At 72.4% G+C, this 20611-nt stretch carries 8 protein-coding genes and 1 pseudogene; 4 read left to right on the top strand and 5 right to left on the bottom strand.

Annotation, left to right across the window (positions count from 1 at the left end; genetic code table 11):
- Nucleotides 1-90: 90 nt before the first annotated feature.
- A pseudogene (locus tag ACFYNU_RS23530) lies at nucleotides 91-11067 on the top strand (type I polyketide synthase); the annotation flags it as partial.
- Between the two features lie 155 nt (nucleotides 11068-11222).
- Entirely contained in the window at nucleotides 11223-11675 is a 453-nt protein-coding gene (locus ACFYNU_RS23535; protein ID WP_388767154.1) for an Asp23/Gls24 family envelope stress response protein, read from the top strand.
- A gap of 104 nt (nucleotides 11676-11779) precedes the next feature.
- Here the strand turns inward: ACFYNU_RS23535 and ACFYNU_RS23540 are convergent, their stop codons facing one another.
- Entirely contained in the window at nucleotides 11780-12991 is a 1212-nt protein-coding gene (locus tag ACFYNU_RS23540; protein ID WP_356588518.1) for a cytochrome P450, read from the bottom strand.
- Between the two features lie 96 nt (nucleotides 12992-13087).
- Complete coding sequence (locus tag ACFYNU_RS23545; protein WP_356588520.1) at nucleotides 13088-14668, bottom strand: AMP-binding protein; 1581 nt, start codon at nucleotides 14666-14668, stop codon at nucleotides 13088-13090.
- Nucleotides 14669-14798: 130 nt separating this feature from the next.
- On the opposite strand from ACFYNU_RS23545, the gene ACFYNU_RS23550 reads away from it, so the two are divergent.
- A complete protein-coding gene (locus ACFYNU_RS23550) occupies nucleotides 14799-15050 on the top strand; it encodes an acyl carrier protein (protein WP_388767157.1) in 252 nt (83 codons plus the stop codon).
- Nucleotides 15051-15183: 133 nt separating this feature from the next.
- Nucleotides 15184-16764, top strand: a complete 1581-nt coding sequence (locus ACFYNU_RS23555) for a D-alanine--poly(phosphoribitol) ligase (RefSeq protein WP_356588522.1) — start codon at nucleotides 15184-15186, stop codon at nucleotides 16762-16764.
- Between the two features lie 80 nt (nucleotides 16765-16844).
- Here the strand turns inward: ACFYNU_RS23555 and ACFYNU_RS23560 are convergent, their stop codons facing one another.
- From ACFYNU_RS23560 to ACFYNU_RS23570, 3 genes are all read right to left on the bottom strand, one after another.
- Nucleotides 16845-17792: an ACP S-malonyltransferase gene (locus ACFYNU_RS23560; RefSeq protein WP_356588524.1), complete on the bottom strand. Its 948-nt coding sequence runs from the start codon at nucleotides 17790-17792 to the stop codon at nucleotides 16845-16847.
- A gap of 78 nt (nucleotides 17793-17870) precedes the next feature.
- Nucleotides 17871-19157, bottom strand: coding sequence for an aminotransferase class I/II-fold pyridoxal phosphate-dependent enzyme (locus ACFYNU_RS23565; RefSeq protein WP_356588526.1), 1287 nt, complete (start codon nucleotides 19155-19157; stop codon nucleotides 17871-17873).
- A 35-nt stretch (nucleotides 19158-19192) separates the two neighbouring features.
- The gene (locus ACFYNU_RS23570) at nucleotides 19193-20560 is read right to left on the bottom strand and encodes a lysine 2,3-aminomutase (RefSeq protein WP_356588528.1); all 1368 of its coding nucleotides are present in this window, start codon (nucleotides 20558-20560) and stop codon (nucleotides 19193-19195) included.
- Nucleotides 20561-20611: the final 51 nt, after the last annotated feature.

The raw sequence follows: 20611 nt of genomic DNA on the forward strand, positions 1-20611 counted from the left end.
GCCTCATCCGGACCGGGGCGCAGCCCCGCCCGAGTCCCGGTCCCACCCCGAGCTGCCATGGCCCCGAACACCGAAGAATGGAACGCGCTGATGAACGAGCCGGAGTACGCCGCACTCGGCCAGGCGCCCGGCGAGCCGGCCGGCCGCGTCCCCTGGTCGGCCGACCGCCCGCCGGCCGAGGCGCTCGACGCGCTGCGCCGCCTGGTGCGCGACCACACGCTCGCCGTGCTGCGCAAGGCACGCCCCGACGCGCCGGGCGCCGGCGACGCGCCCGGCACCCCGGGCCCGCCCGGGGCCGTCGACCCCGACCGGGCCTTCCGGGACCTCGGTTTCGACTCGCTCGCCGTCGTCGGCCTCGTCAAGGCACTCTCGGCGGCCACCGGCACCGAACTGCCCGCCACCGTCCTGTTCGACCACCCCACCCCCGAGGCACTGACCCGCCACCTCGCCACCGAACTCCTCGGTATCGAGGCCGACGCGGACCGCACGGCGCGGCAGCCGGCCGAGGACGGCGAGCCCATCGCCGTCGTCGGCATGGGCTGCCGCTTCCCGGGCGGCGTGATGTCGCCCGACGACCTGTGGCGGATCGTCAGCGAGGAACGCCACGTCATCTCCGGCTTCCCCACCGACCGCGGCTGGGACCTCGGCAAGCTCTTCGACCCGGACCTGAGCAAGGCCGGCACGACATACGCCCACGAGTCCGGCTTCCTCGACGACGCGCTCGAATTCGACGCCGACTTCTTCGGCATCTCGCCGCGCGAGGCCAAGGCCATGGACCCGCAGCAGCGCCTCGTACTCGAAACGTCCTGGGAGGCGTTCGAGCGGGCCGGCATCGACGCCACCACACTGCGCTCCAGCGCCACCGGTGTGTTCATCGGCGCCGAGCAGCAGGAGTACGGCCCCCGGCTGCACGAGGCACCCGAGGGGACCGACGGCTATCTGGTGACCGGCAACGCGCTGAGCGTCCTGGCGGGGCGGGTGAGTTACGTGTACGGGCTGAGCGGCCCCGCCCTCAGCGTCGACACCGCCTGCTCGGGCTCCCTGGTCGCCATGCACCTCGCCATGCGCTCGCTGCGCGCGGGTGAGTGCTCCCTGGCCCTCGCCGGCGGCGCGGCCGTCCTCAGCGGCCCCGGCACCTTCACCGCGTACAGCCGCCAGCGCGCGCTCGCGGCGGACGGCAAGTGCAAGGCCTTCGCCGCCGCCGCCGACGGTACGGGCTTCGCCGAGGGCGTCGGTCTCGTCGTCCTGGAACGGCTCTCCGACGCCCGGCGCAACGGCCACCAGGTGCTCGCCCTGCTGCGCGGCTCCGCCGTCAACCAGGACGGCGCGTCCAACGGACTCACCGCGCCCAACGGCATCGCCCAGCGCCAGGTCATCCGCGACGCCCTCGCCGACGCCGGTATCGCACCGTCCGACGTCGACGTCGTGGAGGCGCACGGCACCGGCACCACACTCGGCGACCCCATCGAGGCGCGGGCGCTGCTCGCCGCGTACGGACAGGACCGGCGGAGCCCGCTGCGCCTCGGCTCACTCAAGTCGAACATCGGGCACACCCAGGCCGCCGCCGGGGTGGCCGGTGTGATCAAGATGGTGCAGGCGCTGCGGCACGGCGTACTGCCGAAGACGCTGCATGTCGACGCCCCGTCGACCCAGGTCGACTGGTCGGCGGGCGACGTCGAACTGCTCACCGAGGCACTGCCCTGGGAGAGCGGCGACCGGCCGAGGCGCGCCGGTGTCTCCTCGTTCGGCGTCAGCGGCACCAACGCCCACCTCATCGTGGAGGAGGCCGCCGACGAGATCCCCGCCGAGGCCCCGGTCGCACCGGCCGAGGACGGCGCGGACACCCTCGTGCCCTGGGTGCTCACCGCGAAGAACGACGCCGCGCTCGGCGCTCTCGCCACCCGCCTGCTGGAGTATCTGGACACGCGCGAGGACGCCGACCTCGTGGACGTGGGCCACTCGCTCACCACCGGCCGCGCCGTGTTCGGCCGGCGCGCCGTCCTCGTCGGCCGCGACCGCGCCGAGCTGCGCGCCGCGCTCACCGACGTCGCCGCCGGGAACGACCTGCCCCCGGAGACCGTCACCGCCGGCGGCAAGACCGTGTTCGTCTTCCCGGGCCAGGGCACCCAGTGGATCCGCATGGGCGCCCAACTGGCCGGGGAGAGCCCCGTGTTCGCCAAGCGCCTCGCCGAGTGCGCCGACGCTCTCGAACCGCTCACCGACTGGTCGCTCTGGGACGTCCTGCGCGACCCCGACGGCTCCGCGCTGGAGCGCGTCGACGTCGTCCAGCCCGCCTCGTTCGCCGTGATGGTGTCCCTGGCGGCCCTCTGGCGCTCCTACGGTGTGCGGCCGGACGCCGTCGTCGGCCACTCGCAGGGCGAGATCGCGGCGGCCGTCGTCTCCGGCGCCCTGTCCCTGGAGGACGGTGCCTGGATCGTCGCCCTGCGCTCCCAGGCCATCGCCCGCTCCCTGGCCGGCGCGGGCGGCATGATGTCGATCGCCCTGCCCGTCGCCGATGTCGAACCACGGCTGCGTCCCGGGGTGTCCGTCGCCGCCGTGAACGGCCCGCGCTCGGTCGTCGTCTCCGGCGACCCCGATCAACTCGACGGCCTGTACGCGCAGTTGAAGACCGAGGAGATCCGCGTCCGGCGTATCGCCGTCGACTACGCCTCGCACTCCCCACAGGTCGAGGAGTTGCGCGACGAACTCCTCCAGGTCCTCGCCCCGATCCGGCCGCGCACCGCCCGGATCCCGTTCTTCTCCACCGTCACCGGCGACTGGCTGGACACCACCACCATGGACGCCGGGTACTGGTACCGGAATCTGCGCCAACAGGTCCTGTTCGCCGACGCCGTCGCCACCCTCGCCGAGGAGGGCCACACCGGCTTCCTGGAGATCAGCGCCCACCCCGTCGTCACGGTCGGCATCCAGGAGAACCTCGACGTCCTCGATCGGCACGCGGCCGTCGTCGGGACACTGCGCCGGGGGGAGGGCGGCCTCGACCGATTCCTGCGCTCGGCGGGCGAGTTGTTCGCCCACGGGGTCGACGTCGACTGGACGACGGCGTTCCCGAAGAGCGCGCGGCGGGTCGACCTGCCGACGTACGCCTTCCAGCGGGAGCACTATTGGCTGGACAGCACCCCCCGGTCCGACGGGGGCGACGTCGCCTCCGTCGGACTCACCCCCACCGGCCATCCGCTCCTCGGCGCCGCCATGGTCCTCGCCGAGGGCGACACCCTCGCGCTGACCGGACGCCTAGACATCCGCACCCAGCCGTGGCTCGCCGACCACGTCGTCGCGGGCAGCGTCCTGTTCCCCGGCACCGGATTCGTCGAACTGGCCGTCCGCGCGGCCGACGAGGTCGGCGCGGGCACCGTCGAGGAGCTGACCCTCCTGACGCCGCTCGTGCTACCGGACACCGGAGCGGTCGTCGTCCAGGTCGCCCTCGGCGCCGCCGACACCACCGGCCGCCGTCCCCTCACCGTCCACTCCCGCCCCGAAGGCGCGCTGCCCGACCAGCCGTGGGCCGAGCACGCCGTTGGCCACCTCACCGCCACCGCCCCCACCCCGGGCTTCGCACTCACCCAGTGGCCGCCGCCCGGGGCCGAGCCCGTCGACCTGAGCGGCGCGTACGCCACGCTCGCCGAGCAGGGTTACGGCTACGGCCCCGCGTTCCAGGGGCTGCGCGCCGTGTGGCGCCAGGGCGACGAGGTCTTCGCCGAGGTGGCACTGCCGGACGGGGCGGAGGCCGACCGGTTCGGCATCCACCCGGCGCTGCTCGACGCCGTCGTACAGGCCGTGGACGTGGGGGAGTTGCTGCCGCCCGCCCCCGAGGGGGAGATCGCCCTGCCCTTCGCGTGGAACGGTGTCGCGCTGTTCGCGCAAGGAGCGGCGGCCGTACGCGTACGGCTGACGCCCGCCGGGGACAACGCCGTCGCCATCGAGGTCGCCGACGCCACCGGCGCGCCCGTCGCCTCGGTCGAATCGCTGCTGATCCGGGCCATGCGGCCGGCCGCCACCGCGGACGCCGCCAGGGACTCGCTCTACCGCATGGACTGGCAGCCGCTGCCCGACACCGCGCCCCTGCCCGACACCGCGCCCCTGTCCGACGCCGCGCCCCTGTCCGAACCGGTTTCCGCGCCGGACAGCGCCGTCGTCGGCACCGACCACTTCGGTCTCCGGGAGGCCGTCGGCGCGCGGGCCGACCTCGACACCGCCGTACCGGACACCGTCTTCCTCTCCGTCACCTCCGCCGACAGCGCGGACACCGTCGACCAGGCGCACCGCGTGACCGCCGCCGTACTGGCGGACATCCAGCGCCTGCTGGCCGACGAACGCCTCGCCGGCTCCCGGCTCGTCGTCGTCACCCGAGGCGCCATGTCCACCGGCGGCGAGGACGTCACCGACCTGCCGGCCGCGGCCGTCTGGGGACTCGTCCGCGCCGCACAGGCCGAGGAGCCGGGCCGCTTCGTGCTGCTCGACATCGACCGGCAGCCGCCCGGCGCCGGAGACCTGCGCACGGCGCTCGACTCCGGCGAGTCCCAACTCGCGCTGCGCGACGGCCGGTTGTTCATCCCGCGTATCGTCCGCGCGGCCCCCACGACGCCCACGGCCCCGGAAGACGCCTCCCGCCCGCTCGACCCCGAGGGCACCGTCCTGATCACCGGCGGCACCGGCGTACTCGGCGCCCTGCTCGCCCGGCATCTGGTGCGCGCGCACGGCGCACGCCACCTCCTGCTCACCAGCAGGCGCGGCGCCGACGCACCGGGCGCCGCCGACCTCGCCGCCGAACTCGGCGCGCTCGGAGCCGAGGTGACGATCACGGCGTGCGACACCGCCGACCGGTCCGCGCTCGCGGCGGCGCTGGCGGCCGTTCCGGCCGCGCACCCGCTGACCGCCGTCGTCCATACGGCGGGTGTCCTGGACGACGGCACGATCCCGTCGCTGACCCCGGAGCGGGTGTCCGCCGTACTGCGGCCCAAGGTCGACGCCGCCTGGCATCTGCACGAACTGACCCGGGACGCCGGCCTCGCCGCGTTCGTCCTCTACTCCTCACTCGCCGGCACCGTCGACGGCCCCGGCCAGGGCAACTACGCCGCCGCGAACACCTTCCTCGACGGCCTCGCCGCCCACCGCCGGGCGACCGGTCTGCCCGCGCACGCGCTGGGCTGGGGCTTCTGGTCCCAGCGCAGCGGACTGACCGGTCACCTCACCGACGCCGACCTCGCCCGCATGGCCGGATCGGGCGACATCGGACTGACCGACGACGAAGGGCTCGCGCTCTTCGACGCCGCCCTGCGCAGCGACGAACCGCTGCTCTACCCGATGCGACTCGACGCGAACGCGCTGCGCGCCCGGGGCGCCGAACTGCCCCTGGTGCTCCGGGGTCTCGTCCCGACGGCCACGCGCCGTATCGCGGCGGCGGACGGCGAGAGGGCCGAACTCTCCGCCATGGAAGGGAGACTCGCCGGGCTCACCGAGCCGCAGCGCGCGCAGTTCCTCCTCGACGCCGTGCGCGGACACATCGCCTCGGTCCTCGGCCACCAGGGCACCGACGCGATCAAACCCCACCGTGCGCTGCGGGAGTTGGGCTTCGACTCGCTCGCCGCCGTCGAACTGCGCAACCGCCTCAGCCGCGCCACCGGACTGCGGCTGCCCGCCACGCTGGTCTTCGACCACCCCACACCCGACGCGCTCGCGACCGTGCTCCGCGAGAGGTTCGCGGCGACGCCGACCGCCGCCGCCGTGACGCGACGCACCGTCGCGACGGACAGCGAGGCGGACGACCCGGTCGTCATCGTGGGCATGAGCTGCCGCTACCCCGGCGACGTCGCCTCGCCGGAGGACCTGTGGCGCCTGGTGTCGGGCGGCGTCGACACCGTCGCCGGCTTCCCGCTCGACCGCGGCTGGGACGTCGAGGGCGTGTACGACCCGGAGCCGGGCGCCGAGGGCAAGTCCTATGTCCGCGACGGCAGTTTCCTCACCGACGCGGCCGGCTTCGACGCCGGATTCTTCGGGATCTCGCCGCGCGAGGCACTGACGATGGACCCGCAGCAACGACTCCTCCTCGAACTCTCCTGGGAGGTCTTCGAGCGCGCGGGCATCGACGTCGACAGCCTGCGCGGCAGCGACACCGGCGTCTTCGCCGGTCTGATGTACCACGACTACACCGGCTCCAGCAGCGAAGGCAGTCTCGTCTCCGGCCGGATCTCCTACACGTACGGCCTCGAAGGCCCCGCGATCACCGTCGACACCGCGTGCTCGTCGTCACTGGTCGCCATGCACTGGGCCATGCAGGCGCTGCGCCGCGGCGAGTGCTCGCTCGCGCTCGCCGGCGGCGTCACGGTGATGTCCACGCCCGAACTCTTCATCGACTTCAGCCGCCAGCGCGGCCTCGCCCCGGACGGCCGCTGCAAGTCCTTCGCGGGCGCCGCCGACGGCACCGGCTGGGCCGAGGGCGCCGGGCTGCTGCTCCTGGAGCGGCTGTCCGACGCGCGCCGCAACGGCCACCGGGTACTGGGGGTGCTGCGCGGCTCCGCCGTCAACCAGGACGGCGCGTCCAACGGCATCACCGCACCCAACGGCCCCTCGCAGCAACGGGTGATCCGCGCCGCACTCGCCGACGCCGGGCTCGCCCCCGCCGATGTCGACGCGGTCGAGGCACACGGCACCGGTACGACCCTGGGTGACCCGATCGAGGCGCAGGCGCTCCTCGCGACGTACGGCCAGGACCGTGAGACACCGCTGTGGCTGGGCTCGATCAAGTCCAACATGGGCCACACGCAGGCCGCCGCCGGTGTGGCCGGCGTGATCAAGATGGTGCAGGCGATGCGGCACGGTGTCCTGCCGCAGACGCTGAATGTGGACGAGCCGACCCCGCACGTGGACTGGACCGAGGGCGCGGTGGAACTCCTCACCGAGCGACGCACCTGGCCGGCCGTGGACCGGCCGCGCCGCGCGGGTGTCTCGTCGTTCGGCATCAGCGGCACCAACGCGCACCTCATCGTCGAACAGGCGCCGCCGACCGAGTCCGAGCCGACGCGGGAGACTCCCGAACCGCCCGTTCTGCCCTTGGTGTTGTCGGGCCGGACCGAGAGCGCGGTACGCGACCGGGCCCGGCAGCTGCTCGACACACTCGACCGGACCACGCGGCCTCTCGACCTCTCCCACGCGCTGGCGACCACCCGCACCGGGCTTGAACGGCGTGCCACGGTCGTCGGCGGCTCACGCGACGACCTGCAGGCCGGGCTGACGGCGCTCGCGGACGGCGCCACGGCGCCGGATGTGGTGCGCGGTACGGCCTCCGACGGTGGTGTGGGGTTGGTGTTCTCGGGTCAGGGGTCGCAGTGGGTGGGGATGGGACGTGGTCTTTACGAGGCGTTCCCGGCTTTCGCGGTGGTGTTGGACGAGGTGCTGGACGCGCTGGGTGGGGCGGGCTGCGATGTGCGGTCGGTGATGTGGGCGGAGCCGGAGTCCACCGAGGCGGCCCTGCTGGGTGAGACGGGGAGCACGCAGCCGGCGTTGTTCGCGGTGGAGGTGGCGTTGTTCCGGTTGTTGGAGTCGTGGGGTGTGCGGCCGGACGCTCTGGGTGGTCATTCGGTCGGTGAGATCGCCGCCGCGCATGTGGCGGGGGTGTTGTCGTTGTCGGACGCGGCTGCTTTGGTGTCGGCGCGTGGTCGGTTGATGCAGGCGCTGCCGGTCGGTGGCGCGATGGTCGCGATCCAGGCCACCGAGGACGAAGTAGCGCCGCTGCTGAGCGACGACGTGTCGCTCGCGGCGGTCAACTCACCTCGCTCGCTGGTGGTTTCGGGAGTGGAGAGCGCGGTGGTCGCGGTCGCCGGGCACTTCACCGCCCTGGGCCGTAAGACGTCGCGGCTGAAGGTGTCGCACGCGTTCCACTCCGCGCTGATGGCCCCGATGCTGGACGAGTTCCGTGAGGTCGTCTCCGGTCTTGAACTCCGTGAGCCTCAACTGCCGTTGATCACCGGCGGCGACGTGCGGTCGGTCGACTTCTGGGTCGACCACGTACGCGACACCGTCCGGTTCGTGGACGTCGTCCGGCGCATCGAGAGCGAAGGCGTCACCACCTTCGTCGAGATCGGCCCGGACGCCGTGCTCTCCGCCATGGGACCCGAGTGCGTCACCGGCGACGACACCGCGTTCATCCCGCTCATGCGCCGCGACCGCACCGAGGCCCACACCTTCGTGCGGGCCATCGGCCAGGCGTGGACCCGCGGCGTCACCGTCGACTGGTCGGCCGCCCTTCCCGGCGCGCTGCCGGTCGACCTCCCCACCTATCCCTTTGAACGGCGCCGCTACTGGCTGGAGCCGTCCCCCGGTACGGGCGGCGCGCCGGGTGGCAGTGGTCAGGACGCGACCGGGCACCCGATGCTCGCCTCCGTCGTACCGGCACCCGACAGCGACTCCGTCACCCTCACCGGACTGCTCTCGCCACGTGTCCAACCCTGGCTCGCCGAGCACCGGTTGGGGGGCGCGATCGTCGTGCCGGGGGCCGCGTTCGTGGAGTTGGCGATCCGCGCGGGCGACGAGGTCGGCTGCCCGCGCGTGGACGAGCTGACGCTCGAAGCGCCCCTCGTGCTCGCGGGCCAGGAGGCCGCCCGTCTCCAGGTCGTCGTGGGCGCGCCCGACGCGACGGCCCGCCGTGCCGTCACCGTCTACGCACGCGCCGAGCGCGCCGACCGGGCGCACGAGTGGACCCGGCACGCGAGTGGCTTCCTCGCTCCGTCAGACCGGGCAGCCGACCCCGTCCTGGCGGCGGCGTCGGACGTCTGGCCGCCGGCCGGTGCGGAAGTGGTGGACGTGGACGCGACGTACGCGGCCCTGGCGGACCAGGGGTTCACGTACGGGCCCCTCTTTACCGGACTGCGGGCCCTGTGGCGCAGCGGCCCGGAGATCCTGGCCGAGGTCGAACTCCCCGAGGAGGCGGCGGCCGGCTTCGGCATCCACCCCGCACTGCTCGACGCGGCCCTTCACGGCGGTGAACTGTTCGCCGCCGACAACGAGTTGACCATGCCGTACGCCTGGCGGGGCATCACACTGCACGCCACGCAAGCCACCCGGCTGCGCGTCCGGCTCACCCCGGTGCCCGAGGGCGGCTACGCCATCAGCGCCACGGACCCGACCGGTGCCCCGGTCATCAGCGCCGAATCCCTGCTGGTGCGCTCCGTACCCACCGGCGAGCTGGATCTGGAGGCGGTGGGCACGCACGACAAGCTGTTCACGGTCGAGTGGACGACACTGCCCGACGCCCGAGGCACTCTCGGCGCCACCGGCGCCACCGGCGTCACCGATACCGCCCGGCTGGCGAGCATCGGCGAAGACCTCGGCGTCACCCCCAACCACCCCGACGTATCCGCCCTGTTCGCGTCCGGCGACCCCCTGCCAGACGCGGTGCTCTACGCGCCTCCCGTGGCCGAGGCGGCGCCCGACCCGATCGCCGCCGTCCACGCGGCGACGGCCGACACCCTGGCCTTCCTCGGCGACTGGCTCGCCGACAGCCGCACCACCGCCGTCCGCCTCGCCGTCGTCGTCCGGGGGCCGGAGCTGATCGACGGCGCCGTCACCGGACTCGTACGCGCCGCCCAGGCCGAGAACCCGGACCGGATCACACTCCTGCGGCTGCGCGACGACGGGTCCGCCGCCGCGCTGCCGGCGGCCGTCGCCTCCGGTGAACCGGAGCTGGTCGTACGAGACTCGCGACTGCACGTCCCGCGCCTGGCCGCCGCGACCGGCGCGACCCGGGACCTGGACCCCGGCGACACCGTCCTGATCACCGGCGGCACCGGAGGCCTCGGCGCGGCCGTCGCCCGGCACCTGGTGGACCGCTACGGCGTCCGTGAACTGATCCTCGTCAGCCGGCGCGGCCCCCGGTCGCCCGGTGTGGACCGGCTGACCGGCGAACTCGCCGCGCGGGGCGCCCAGATCACCGTCGTCGCCTGCGACGTCGCCGACCGGGACTCGGTGGCCAAGCTGCTCGCCGACCATCCGGTGACCGGCATCGTGCACACGGCGGGCATCGTCGACGACGGACTGATCGGCTCCCTGACACCCGACCGGCTCGCCGCCGTGCTGCGGCCGAAGGCGGACGCCGCCTGGCATCTGCACCAACTCGCCGGTGACGTCTCGATGTTCGTGATGTACTCGTCCGCCGCCGGCACCTTCGACGGCGCCGGACAGGCCAACTACGCGGCGGCCAACGGCTTCCTGGACGCACTCGCGACATACCGCCGGGAACTCGGCCTGCCCGCGACGTCGCTCGCCTGGGGCCTGTGGGAGGAGCGCGCCGGTATGGCGGGCGAACTGACCACGGCGGACCTGGAACGGATGCGCCGCGCGGGCCTGCGAGCCCTGCCGACCGACGACGCGCTCGCTCTCTTCGACACCGCGACCGGGCTCGACGCGCCGGTGGTGCTGCCGATGTGGCTGGACGCCGAGGCCGTCGGCCGGGCGGACCGCCGGACACCCCCGATGCTGCGCGGTCTGGTCCGCACACCCGTGCGCCGTACCGCGCGCACCGCGCCCGCACCGGTCGCCCTGTCGCTGGAGGAGCGGCTGGCGGCCATGCGACCGGGGGAGAAGGCGCCGTATCTGCTCGACTTCGTGCGTACGCACGTGGCGACCGTGCTCGGCCACGACGGGCCGCGCGACGTCGAACCGGGGCGGGGCTTCGCCGAGTTGGGCGTCGACTCGCTCGCCGCGCTCGAACTGCGCAACCTGCTGGCCGAGCGCGCCGAGGTCCGGCTGCCGGCCACGCTGGTCTTCGACCACCCGACACCGCAGGCGATCGCCGATCTGCTCCACGAGGAACTGGTCGGCGAGCCCGAGGAGGTCTCCCCCCTGGAGGCGGAGTTCGCCTCGATCGAGGCGGCGCTCTCCTCGGGCGACCCGGCCGGCCAGGAGTACGGCCAGGTCCTCGCCCGGCTGCGCGCGCTCACCGCGAAGTGGCCCGAGCCGGGCGCGCGGGACGGCGGGCGCGAGGAGATCGCGTCCGCGACGGCCGACGAACTGTTCGACATCCTCGACGGCGAATTCGGCGATCTCACCTGAGCGACCCCGCGCCGCCCGCCGGACCGGCCCGAGCCGCCCCCGCGACCGCGGGGGCGGCTCACCCGAATGGCGGGGCGAGGATGCTCGGAGCACAGTGGAACAGGCGGCGTTCACCGCGCTCCGGAAGCTCCCTGTTCCAGAAAGGTGAGTCGGTCATGGCAGTCGAAGAAGCCTCGTCAACAACCATGTCGAACGGCCATCACGGTCACCACGGTCACCACGACGTCAAGGGAACGACGACCATCGCGGACTCGGTGGTGGCCTCGATAGCCGGTATCGCGACCCGTGACGCCACCGGGGTCCACGCGATGGGCAGCGGTCTCTCCCGGACCCTCGGGGCCGCCAGGGACAAGATGGCCCGCTCCGACGACGTGACCCGCGGTGTGCGGGTGGAGGTCGGTGAGAGGCAGACCGCCGTCGACGTCGATGTGGTCGTGGAGTACGGCTATCCGATCACACGGACTTCCGACGACATCCGTACCGGCATCGTCGAGGCGGTCGAGAACATGACCGGGCTTGAGGTCGCCGAGGTGAACATCGACGTTCTCGACGTGCACCTGCCGGATTCGGACGACGGCGACAGCGGCGGCTCGTCCCGTACGCGATGACGGAAAGCCCCTCCGCCGGGCAGGGCGGAGGGGCCGTCGTACGGTCACCGGCGAAGAGGACGGTCACCGGCGAAGGGGCCGGCGGCCCCGCGGGCGGACGGGTCTCACCAGGTGATCGGCAGCCTCGAAGGACCGCGCACGATGACGCCGTACTTCCACTCCACGCCCTCCACACCGTCCGCGAGACGCAGCTCCGGCAGCCGTGCCAGCAGCGCCGTCAGCGACTCCTGGAGCTCCAGCCGGGCCAGCTGGGCGCCGATGCAGTGGTGCGGACCGTGACCGAACGCCACGTGCGGGTTGGGTGACCGTGTGAAGTCGATCGTCTCCGGATCGTCGAACACCTCCGGATCGCGGTTGGCGGCGTGCAGCGCGGCCAGCACCGGGTCACCGGTGCGTACCACCGTGTCACCGAACCGCACGTCCTCCAGCGCGTACCGGGCGAACATCGCGGCGGTGTTGATCGGCACGTACCGCAGCAGCTCCTCCACCGCGCCCGGCATCAGCTCGGGCGACTTCCGCAGCCGCTCCAGCAGCTCGGGGCGGGTGAGCAGGGTGAAGACGAAGCTCGGCAGCGCCGATGCCACGGTCTCGACCCCGCCCGTGAGCAGTCCCGCGCCGGCCAGCGAGATCAGCTCCGTGTCGTCCAGCTTGTCGCCGTTGTCGCGCGCGAAGACCAGCGCCCCCAGCAGATCGTCCGTGGGCTCCTTGCGGCGCAGAGCGACCAGATCGGCCATGTACTTGTCGAGTTCGTCGCCGATCTCGAAGAGCACGTCGCCCTTCATCGTCGCGTCGTTGGTGACGCCCTCGGTCCAGGTACGGAAGACGTCCCGGTCGGAGTAGGGCACGCCGAGCAGGTCGCAGATGACGTTCACCGGCAGCAGCCGGGCGAAGTCCTCCACCAGGTCGGCGCGCGGCCCCCGCTCGACCATGTCGTCGATCAGCCGGTCGGCGAGCGCCTGGACGCCCGCGCGCATCTGGTTCATCCGGCGCATCGTGAACGCCTTGCCGACCAGCCGGCGCAGCCGGGTGTGGTCCGGCGGGTCCATGCCCATGATGCCGTCGCCGGTCGACTGCCTGCGCATCCGCGGCTGGTCGAGCCCCTGCGCGATCTCGCGGCTGAACCGGGGATCGGTCAGTACGAGCTTGACGTCGGCGTGCCGCGTCGCCAGCCAGGCGGGTTCGCCGTACGCCAGCTGGACACGGCTCATCGGCTCCTCGCGCTGCAACGTGGCGTACAGCGGGGACACGCTGGTCTCGTGCATGTCGAACGGATAGTCCCGGACCTGACGGTCCTGGACGCGCGCCTGGACGCTCATCCTGCCTCTCTCCTCACCGTGGAGCCTGCTGAGCACGCTCCGGGAAATCGGGCGCTTCCCGGCAAGCTACCGCCCACCCACCGGGCCACCACACCCCTAACTACGGGCGCCGCCGGTCGCGTTCGGACCCCGACCCGCCGCCGCCAGCAACTGATTCGCCCGGTCCGTGAGCTGTCGCCGGTCGACCTTCCGGTTCGAGTTCAGCGGGAACTGGTCCAGCCGGTGGAAGTGTTTCGGCAGCACCCCGGCGGGCAGCGACCGGCGCAGCCGGCGGACGAGTTCGACGGCCGCGACCTTCTCCCCGGTGTAGAAGGCGACCAGTTCCGTGCCGGTGTCCCCGTCCGCCGCGACCGCGACCGCGTCATGCACCCCGCAGTCCCGCAGCGCGTGCTCGACCTCGGCCAGCTCCACCCGCCACCCCTGCACCTGGACCTGCGAGTCGCGCCGTCCGAGATAGATCAGCTCGCCGTCGTCCAGCCGCCGGATCCGGTCCCCGGTGCGGTACCAGCGCCGGCCCGCCCGCTCGAAGAAGTGCCCCGGCTCGTTGCGCGGATCGACGTAACCCGCCGCGAGCTGCGGCCCGGACACGCACAACTCGCCCTCGGTGTCGGCCGGTTCGCCGTCCTCGTCGAGCAGCAGATGGTCGTGGCCCGCGTGCACCCGGCCGATCGGCGTAAGTCCGTTCACCGACGCGCGCTCCGACCGCTCACCGTCCCAGCGGTAGGCGGTGATGGTGATGGTCAGCTCGGTGGGCCCGTACAGATTCTCCAGCGTCGAGCCGGGCGCGGCCCGCTGCCAGTCCGCGGCGTCCCGGGTCTTCAGCGCCTCCCCGGCGAACAGGCTCCAGCGCAGCCCCGGCATCCGGTCCGCCGCCAGCCCACCCGTCCTGCGCACCAGGTCGATGACGCTCGGCGTGGAGAACCACACCGTCAGCCCCTGCTCGGTGATGAAGGCCGGCAGGTCACGGTAGGCGTGCGCGGGTACGGCGACGGACGTCGCGCCCGCGCCCCAGGCGCTGAAGATGTCGAACGCCGCGCAGTCGAAGTTCAGGTCGAACGCCTGCGAGAACACATCGGCCGGGCCGAAGTCGTACCGCTCGTCGATCAGCCGGAAGTAGTGCTCGGCGCTCCCGTGCGTCAGGATCACGCCCTTCGGCCGCCCCGTCGACCCGGACGTGAACAGCAGATACGCCGTGTCACCGGGCTTGACCTCGGCGGGCGCGTCCAGCGCGTGCCGGTCCTCGGGCACCACCCGCCGCCCCGGCACCGTGTCGCCGTCCAGGGCGTCGGGCACCAGCACCCCGAAGTCGCCCCGTCCGTCGAGGACTTCGGCCAGCACCGGGAGGCTCGACCGGTCCGCGATCAGCACGGTGGCGCCGGACGCCTCGACGATCTGCCGGGTCCGGGCCGCCGGGAAGTCGGGGCGCAGCGGCACGACGGCCGCCCCCGCGTAGAGCGCGGCGAGGATGCCCGGATACGCCGTGGGCCCCTTCCCCGCCAGTACGCCCACGGCCCGCGCCCCCGTACGCGCCAGCGCCCCGCCCCAGGACAGCGCCTGTCGGTGCAACTCCCGATAGGTCAGTGACTCCTCGCCGATCCGCACGGCGACACCGTCCGGAGACGTCGCGAGCCCGCGGCGGAATCGTGCGTGCAGCCCTTGCCCGGCCGATGTGTCCATGGTCGAACTCCGCAATGAATAGGGGGTGCCGTCCGTCGATGAATGCCGGTACGACAAGTAAACTCAATCCCCGACCATCGGGCGTGAGTTCCGCCCTGGCAACCCTTAATCCCCCTCCTCTGATTACGGAGTGACAGTGACCATGTGGGACGACCGTTTCGAAGAACTGCTGCGCCGCCACCTTCCGTATCTCCCGGCCGACGAGCCGCTGGAGGAGACCACCTCGCTGCGTGATGTCGGACTCGACTCCATGGGCATGGTCGAGCTGCTCTCCTCGGTGGAGAGCCTGTACGGGGTGCGGCTGCGGGACGACGCCCTCACCATGGAGACCTTCGAATCACCGGCCACCCTGTGGCGCACGCTCGCCGCCGTACGCACCTGAACCTCCCCGGTCCGACGCCCGCCCGCGCGCCGGGAATTAGGGGTCCGGTAGGGGTACGGCCGGGGCTACGCTTTCCGCATTCCCCATGGCGTCCAAGTTCCGCGGTCTTCTGCGGCCATCCTGTGAGGCGGACATGAGTCGGCACGTATTCACGCACGCTCAGAATTCGATAGAGCGGCTCCATGAGTTTCTGCTCGTCGGCGCCCGGCTGACCCCGGACAAACCGGCGGTCGTCGAATTCGCCGGCAACGAGGTCGGCACCATTTCCTACCGGCAGCTGGAACGCCGGGTCGAGGAGTGCGTCACCACGCTCGGCGACCTGGGCCTCGACATGGGCGACCGCGTCGTCCTGGAGTCCGACACCTCCGCCGCCGCGATCGCGACCTTCCTCGCCTGTTCGTCGCTGGGGCTGCCGTTCGTCCCGGTCAGCCCGGAGACCCCGGCGCAGCGGCTGCTGTCGATCATCGGGAGCGTACGGCCCGCGCTCTACCTCCAGACCACGGACGGCCGCCGGGACGGCATCCCCGAGCACGTCGGCACCGGCCGGTTCGGACCGTCCGGTGTGACGATCGAACGGGCGCCCGCGCCCCGGCGCGCGCACCGCCGCGAGATCGTCTCCGCCGACCCCGCGTACATGGTCTTCACGTCCGGCACCACGGGCACGGCCAAGGGCGTGGTGATGAGCCACCGCGGGATCCTCGCCTTCTACCGGGGGATGCTCCAGCACGGCATCGTCGCCCCGGAGAGCCGGGTCGCCACGACGGCCCCGCTCCAGTTCGACTTCTCGCTGCTCGACATCGGCCTCGCGCTCGGCAGCGGCGCCACCGTCGTCCCCGTGCCGCGCGCGCTGCTGCGCTGGCCGCGCCGCTTCCTGCGGTTCCTCGCCGACACCGAGGCCACCCAGGTCAACGGCGCCCCCTCGATCTGGCGCTCCGTGCTGCGCCACGAACCGGACCAGCTGGGCGAGTTGGGCGACCAGATCCGCGGTGTGCTGTTCTCCGGCGAGCCGTTCCCGCTGCACGAACTGCGCCGGCTCCAGGAGTTGCTGCCCGCCGCCCGGATCGTGAACTGCTTCGGCAGCACCGAGTCCGTCGCCTCGTCGTTCACCGACGCGCCCCGCCCGGTCCCCGAGGAGCAGAAGCAGCTCTCGATCGGATTCGCGCACCCCGGCGCCGAGATGATGCTGCTCGACGACGACCACCGGCCCATCGACGAGCCCGGCGTCACCGGCCACATCTACCTCCGCAGCTCGGCGCTGTTCACCGCGTACTGGAACGACCCCGAGGCCACCGCCAAGGCACTCGTGCCCGACCCGGTGACGCCCGAGACCGGCCAGACCGTCTTCCGTACGGGAGACCTCGCCCACCGCGGCGAGGGCGGCGAGCTGTACTTCGACGGCCGCGCCGACTCGCAGGTCAAGATCCGCGGCAACCGGGTCGAACTGGCCGAGGTGGAACGCCGGGTGGCGGAGTTCACCGGCGTCGAGTCGGCCAGCGCCGTCCTGCTCCCGAAGAAGGACGCGGACCCGGTGCTCGTGGTCTTCGTCGTCCTGGCGCCCGGCGGCAAGAGCGTCGACGAGATGGAGCTGGGCGCGTTCTGCATGGAGTACCTGCCGGACTACATGGCGCCGCAGGAGATCCATGTCGTGGACGAACTGCCCGTGACGCCCAACGGCAAGGTCGACCGCAACGCCCTGCTGAAGTCGGTGTCCTAGGGCAATTGCACACGCAAGCGCCGGACGGGCAACGGCCCGTCCGGCGCCTCGGCGCGTACGCCTCACCCGTCAACCGCCCGCTACGGCAGGACGGTTCGCCGCCTCGGCCGCAGCACGGACTTCGGATCGACCGTCGTCACCTCGAAGTTGCGCGTCGTGCACGCGACCCGCCCGAAGAGGCTGTCCGGCCCCGACACATACATCTCCCGCACCCCGAGACCGATCAGCGCGTCCACCACGTCGGGCCAGCGCACGGGCCGTACGAAGCCGTCCAGCAGCATCGCGCGTACGCCGTCCGCCGTCGTACGCACCGATCCGTCCTGGTCCGCGACCACCGGGATCGTGGGGTCGGTGAACCGCAGGGCGGGGAACAGCTCGCGCTCCACCCGCTCCCGCAGCGGCCCGAACGTGCTGGAGTGCACCGGCGGATCCATCGTGTACAGCGGCAGCCCGCCGGCCGCGCGTATCCGCTGCTGGAACCAGTCCAGCTTCTCGGCGCGCAGCGACACCATGTAGAAGTCGTGGTCGATGTGGCAGGAGATCTCGTGCCACTCCCGCTCCTCGTCCAACTCCGCCTGGATCTCCTTGAGAAGCACCTGCGGGGTGCGGGCGAAGGAGTGCGTGACGATGCCGGGGTGGTCGTCGGTGAAGTACGCCGTCTCGTACCGCACCAGGTCCGACGTCAGCCGCACCGCGTCCGCGAACGCCAGCGCGCCGGAGTGCACGGCCGCCGCCTTGCCGCCGAAGCTGGGACCCACGCAGTGGCTCGGGCTCAGGCCCAGGGTGGACCCGGCCCAGCGGGCGAGCGCCAGACATGTCACCAGGAAGGTGACCTGCGCCGCCTCGGAGTAGTCGCCGTCGCTGTCCCGGTAGCGCTCGAACAGGGGGTAGCCGAGCGTGTCGGACGCCTCGGCGACCATCTCGCGGGCGCCCGGGTCGATGAGCAGGAACTTGCCCACGGTCGGGAAGTCCTGCGGTCCCATCCCGGGGAAAACGATCGCGGTGCCCCGCGGGGAGTCGGTTGCCATCCACTTCTCCTCAAGAGTGCGGTCGGTCCATGAGTCCGGCGGCCCGTCAGTCCGTCAGCCCGTCGGCGCGGCGGCCCGTCAGCCCGTGAGCTTCGTGAGTCCCTGCTCGATCGCGGCGAGCGCGTCGGCGACATGCGGGAGGCTCAGCGGATCGGCCGCCCGCTGCGCCGCGCGCTGCTCGTCGCGGGTCCGGCCGTAGAGCATGCTGGTCGCGGCCCGGAACCGCAGGGCCTTCGGGTCGTCCCCGAAATGCGTGCCCGCCAGGACGGCGATGCCGAGTTGGTCGATGAGCCGGCTCTGGAGGGACTCGCCGTCGGTGACGCCCTGACCGGCCAACTCCGCGCGCAGCGGGGCGAAGTCCGGGTAGACGTAGAACCCGCCCGTCGGCGGCCGGCATGTCGCGCCCGCCGCGGTGACGATGTCGTACACGGCCTTCGCGACCGTGCCGTGCAGCCGCGCGTCGTCCCGCAGCCGGTCCCGGATCTCGGGCGGCTCGGCGAACGCGTACTCCGCCACCGACTGCATCGGGCCCGCCAGGGTGGACCACACCTCGCTGGCGACCGACGCGACGTCGTCGCGCAGCCGCTCACCGGCGGGCGTGGCGGGGAAACGGGCGGCGCCGATCCGCCAACCGCCCAGCGCCAGGCTCTTGCTGAGCCCGGTGACCACGATCGTACGGTCGGGCACGACCTCGGCCGGGCTCAGGAACTCCGCGTCCGGGTCGTGCAGGATGTCGCGGTAGATCTCGTCCGACACCAGGAGCAGATCCTCCTCCTCGGCGACGGCGCAGATCTCCCGTACGAGAGCCGGCGGCGCGTATGTGCCGGTCGGATTGTCCGGCGATGTCAGCACCACGACGCGCGGGTCGTGACCGAGCCCCCGCGCCGTCCGGATCGTGTCGCGCAGCGCCGCCGGATCGGGCACCCCGCCGCACTCCTCGGGGATCGGCACCCCGAACGCCCGCTTCCCGGCGAGCCTCGTCTGCGGGCCGTACGTCACCCAGCAGGGACTCGGCAGCAGCACATCACCGGGGTGGACGAGTTGCAGCGCCAGCAGCAGCGGCTTGCTGCCGGGCGCGAGCAGCACCTGCGCCGCGTCGGTCGGCAGCCGGCGACGGGCGAAGTACCCCGCCACGGCGGCCCGGACACCGTGGTCGCCGGCCACCGGGCCGTACGCGTTGCGGTCCGCGCCGGCCGTCAGCCGCTCGGCCAGCGGTGGGAAGACGGGCAGCCGCGACTCACCGAAACCCAGGTGCACGATTGGCTCGCCGGCGGCCTGACGCCGCGCCACGAGCTGGTCGAGCGCCAGATTCGGGGAGATGCCCCGCGACCGGGTCCGCCGCTCCCGCGTGTTCCGCTCCCGCACGTCTCGCTCCTCCGGGTCCGATTCCCAGTGCGACATCAGCCGCCCACCCCCGCCCCGGCGCCCGACCCGGACAGGGCGGAACTCGTCGCGCCTTCGAACGCCGCCGCGATGTCCGCCGGCGCTGAGGAGTCGAGCACGAGTTGGTCCACCCACGCCGCGGTGGGGGAGTAGTGCGCCCGGAACGGCCTGCCGACCAGCTCCGGGTCCCGCGCCTGGAGCATCCGCAGCTGGAAGAACTTCCCCTCCGGGGTCTCCTCGACGCCGTCGACGACGACCTTGCCCGGCGTCGCGCTCATGACGGGTCCGCGTACGGTACGGGCCAGGCCGGGCAGCTTCCGGTACGCCGTCTGGAAGATCTCGTGCGCCTTCACCAGCGGCACCTCGAAGTACTTGCGCGGCCCGGTGTCCCGCTCCACGAACATGTAGTACGGCACGGCGCCCGAGGCGAGTTCGCCCCGCCACAACTCCGCCCAGGTGCGCGCGTCGTCGTTGACGTGCGCGATGAGCGGCGCCTGGCAGTAGACCAGCGCGCCCGTGGCCCGGATCCGGGCGAGCGACCGGCGCGCGAGGGCCGTCTCCAGTTCGCGCGGATGGCTGAAGTGGGCCATCACCGCGAGATTGCGGCCGGACGCCACGATCTCCTCGAACAGCCGCAGCGCGTCGTCGGCGTCGGGATCGCTGGTGAAGCGCTGCGGCCAGTACGCCACGGACTTCGTACCGATCCGGACGGTGCGCACCGTGTCGACCTTGAGCAGCGGCTCCAGATGGCCGCGCAGCCGTTCGGTGGACATCACCATCGGGTCGCCGCCGGTGACGAGCACGTCCGACACCGCCGGATGCTGGGTCAGATACTCCACCAGCAGGGCGGGATCGGGCGCGGCGAACCGGAGATCCGCGTCACCGATGAACTGCGCCCAGCGGAAGCAGTAGGTGCAGTACGAGTGACAGGTCTGCCCCTGCTGAGGGAAGTACAGCACCGTCTCGCGGTACTTGTGCTGCATGCCGGACAGTTCACCGTCGGACAGGGTCGGCACATTGAGCTGCATCTGACCGGACGGGTGCGGATTGAGCCCGGCCCTGATCCGGTTGACCTCGTCCCGCAATTCCTTCCTGGAACCGCCGCGCCGGAGCAGGTCGACCAGGATCGCCTCGTCCGCCGCCGCGAGCATTCCGTGCTGCGGGAACACCAGCTGGAATATCGGGTCGTCGGGAATGCGATGCCAGTCGATCAGCTCGGAGAGTACATATTCGTTGACCCGGAAAGGCAGTACCTGCGACACCGCTCGGACCGCTTCGAGCGCGTCCTTCGACATTCCGTAACGCGCGGCGACTTCATCGATGTGATGCGGACCGAGCGCGCGAAATCTCGGCGCGTCGGCGGAGTTCAGCAATGGCAAGGACATGCAACCCATCCTCTGGTCCGGCGTCGTGTCCTGCACAACCCCTAGGAAATG

Origin of the sequence: Streptomyces sp. NPDC006643 (genome assembly GCF_042870175.1) — a bacterium.
Lineage (GTDB): Bacteria > Actinomycetota > Actinomycetes > Streptomycetales > Streptomycetaceae > Streptomyces.

Bases quoted from the DNA above. Each gene is read 5' to 3' on its own strand.
- ACFYNU_RS23555 (WP_356588522.1), top strand. From the start codon at position 15,184: ATGAGTCGGCACGTATTCACGCACGCTCAGAATTCGATAGAGCGGCTC.
- ACFYNU_RS23560 (WP_356588524.1), bottom strand. From the start codon at position 17,792: ATGGCAACCGACTCCCCGCGGGGCACCGCGATCGTTTTCCCCGGGATG.
- ACFYNU_RS23570 (WP_356588528.1), bottom strand. From the start codon at position 20,560: ATGTCCTTGCCATTGCTGAACTCCGCCGACGCGCCGAGATTTCGCGCG.
- ACFYNU_RS23545 (WP_356588520.1), bottom strand. From the start codon at position 14,668: ATGGACACATCGGCCGGGCAAGGGCTGCACGCACGATTCCGCCGCGGG.
- ACFYNU_RS23540 (WP_356588518.1), bottom strand. From the start codon at position 12,991: ATGAGCGTCCAGGCGCGCGTCCAGGACCGTCAGGTCCGGGACTATCCG.
- ACFYNU_RS23535 (WP_388767154.1), top strand. From the start codon at position 11,223: ATGGCAGTCGAAGAAGCCTCGTCAACAACCATGTCGAACGGCCATCAC.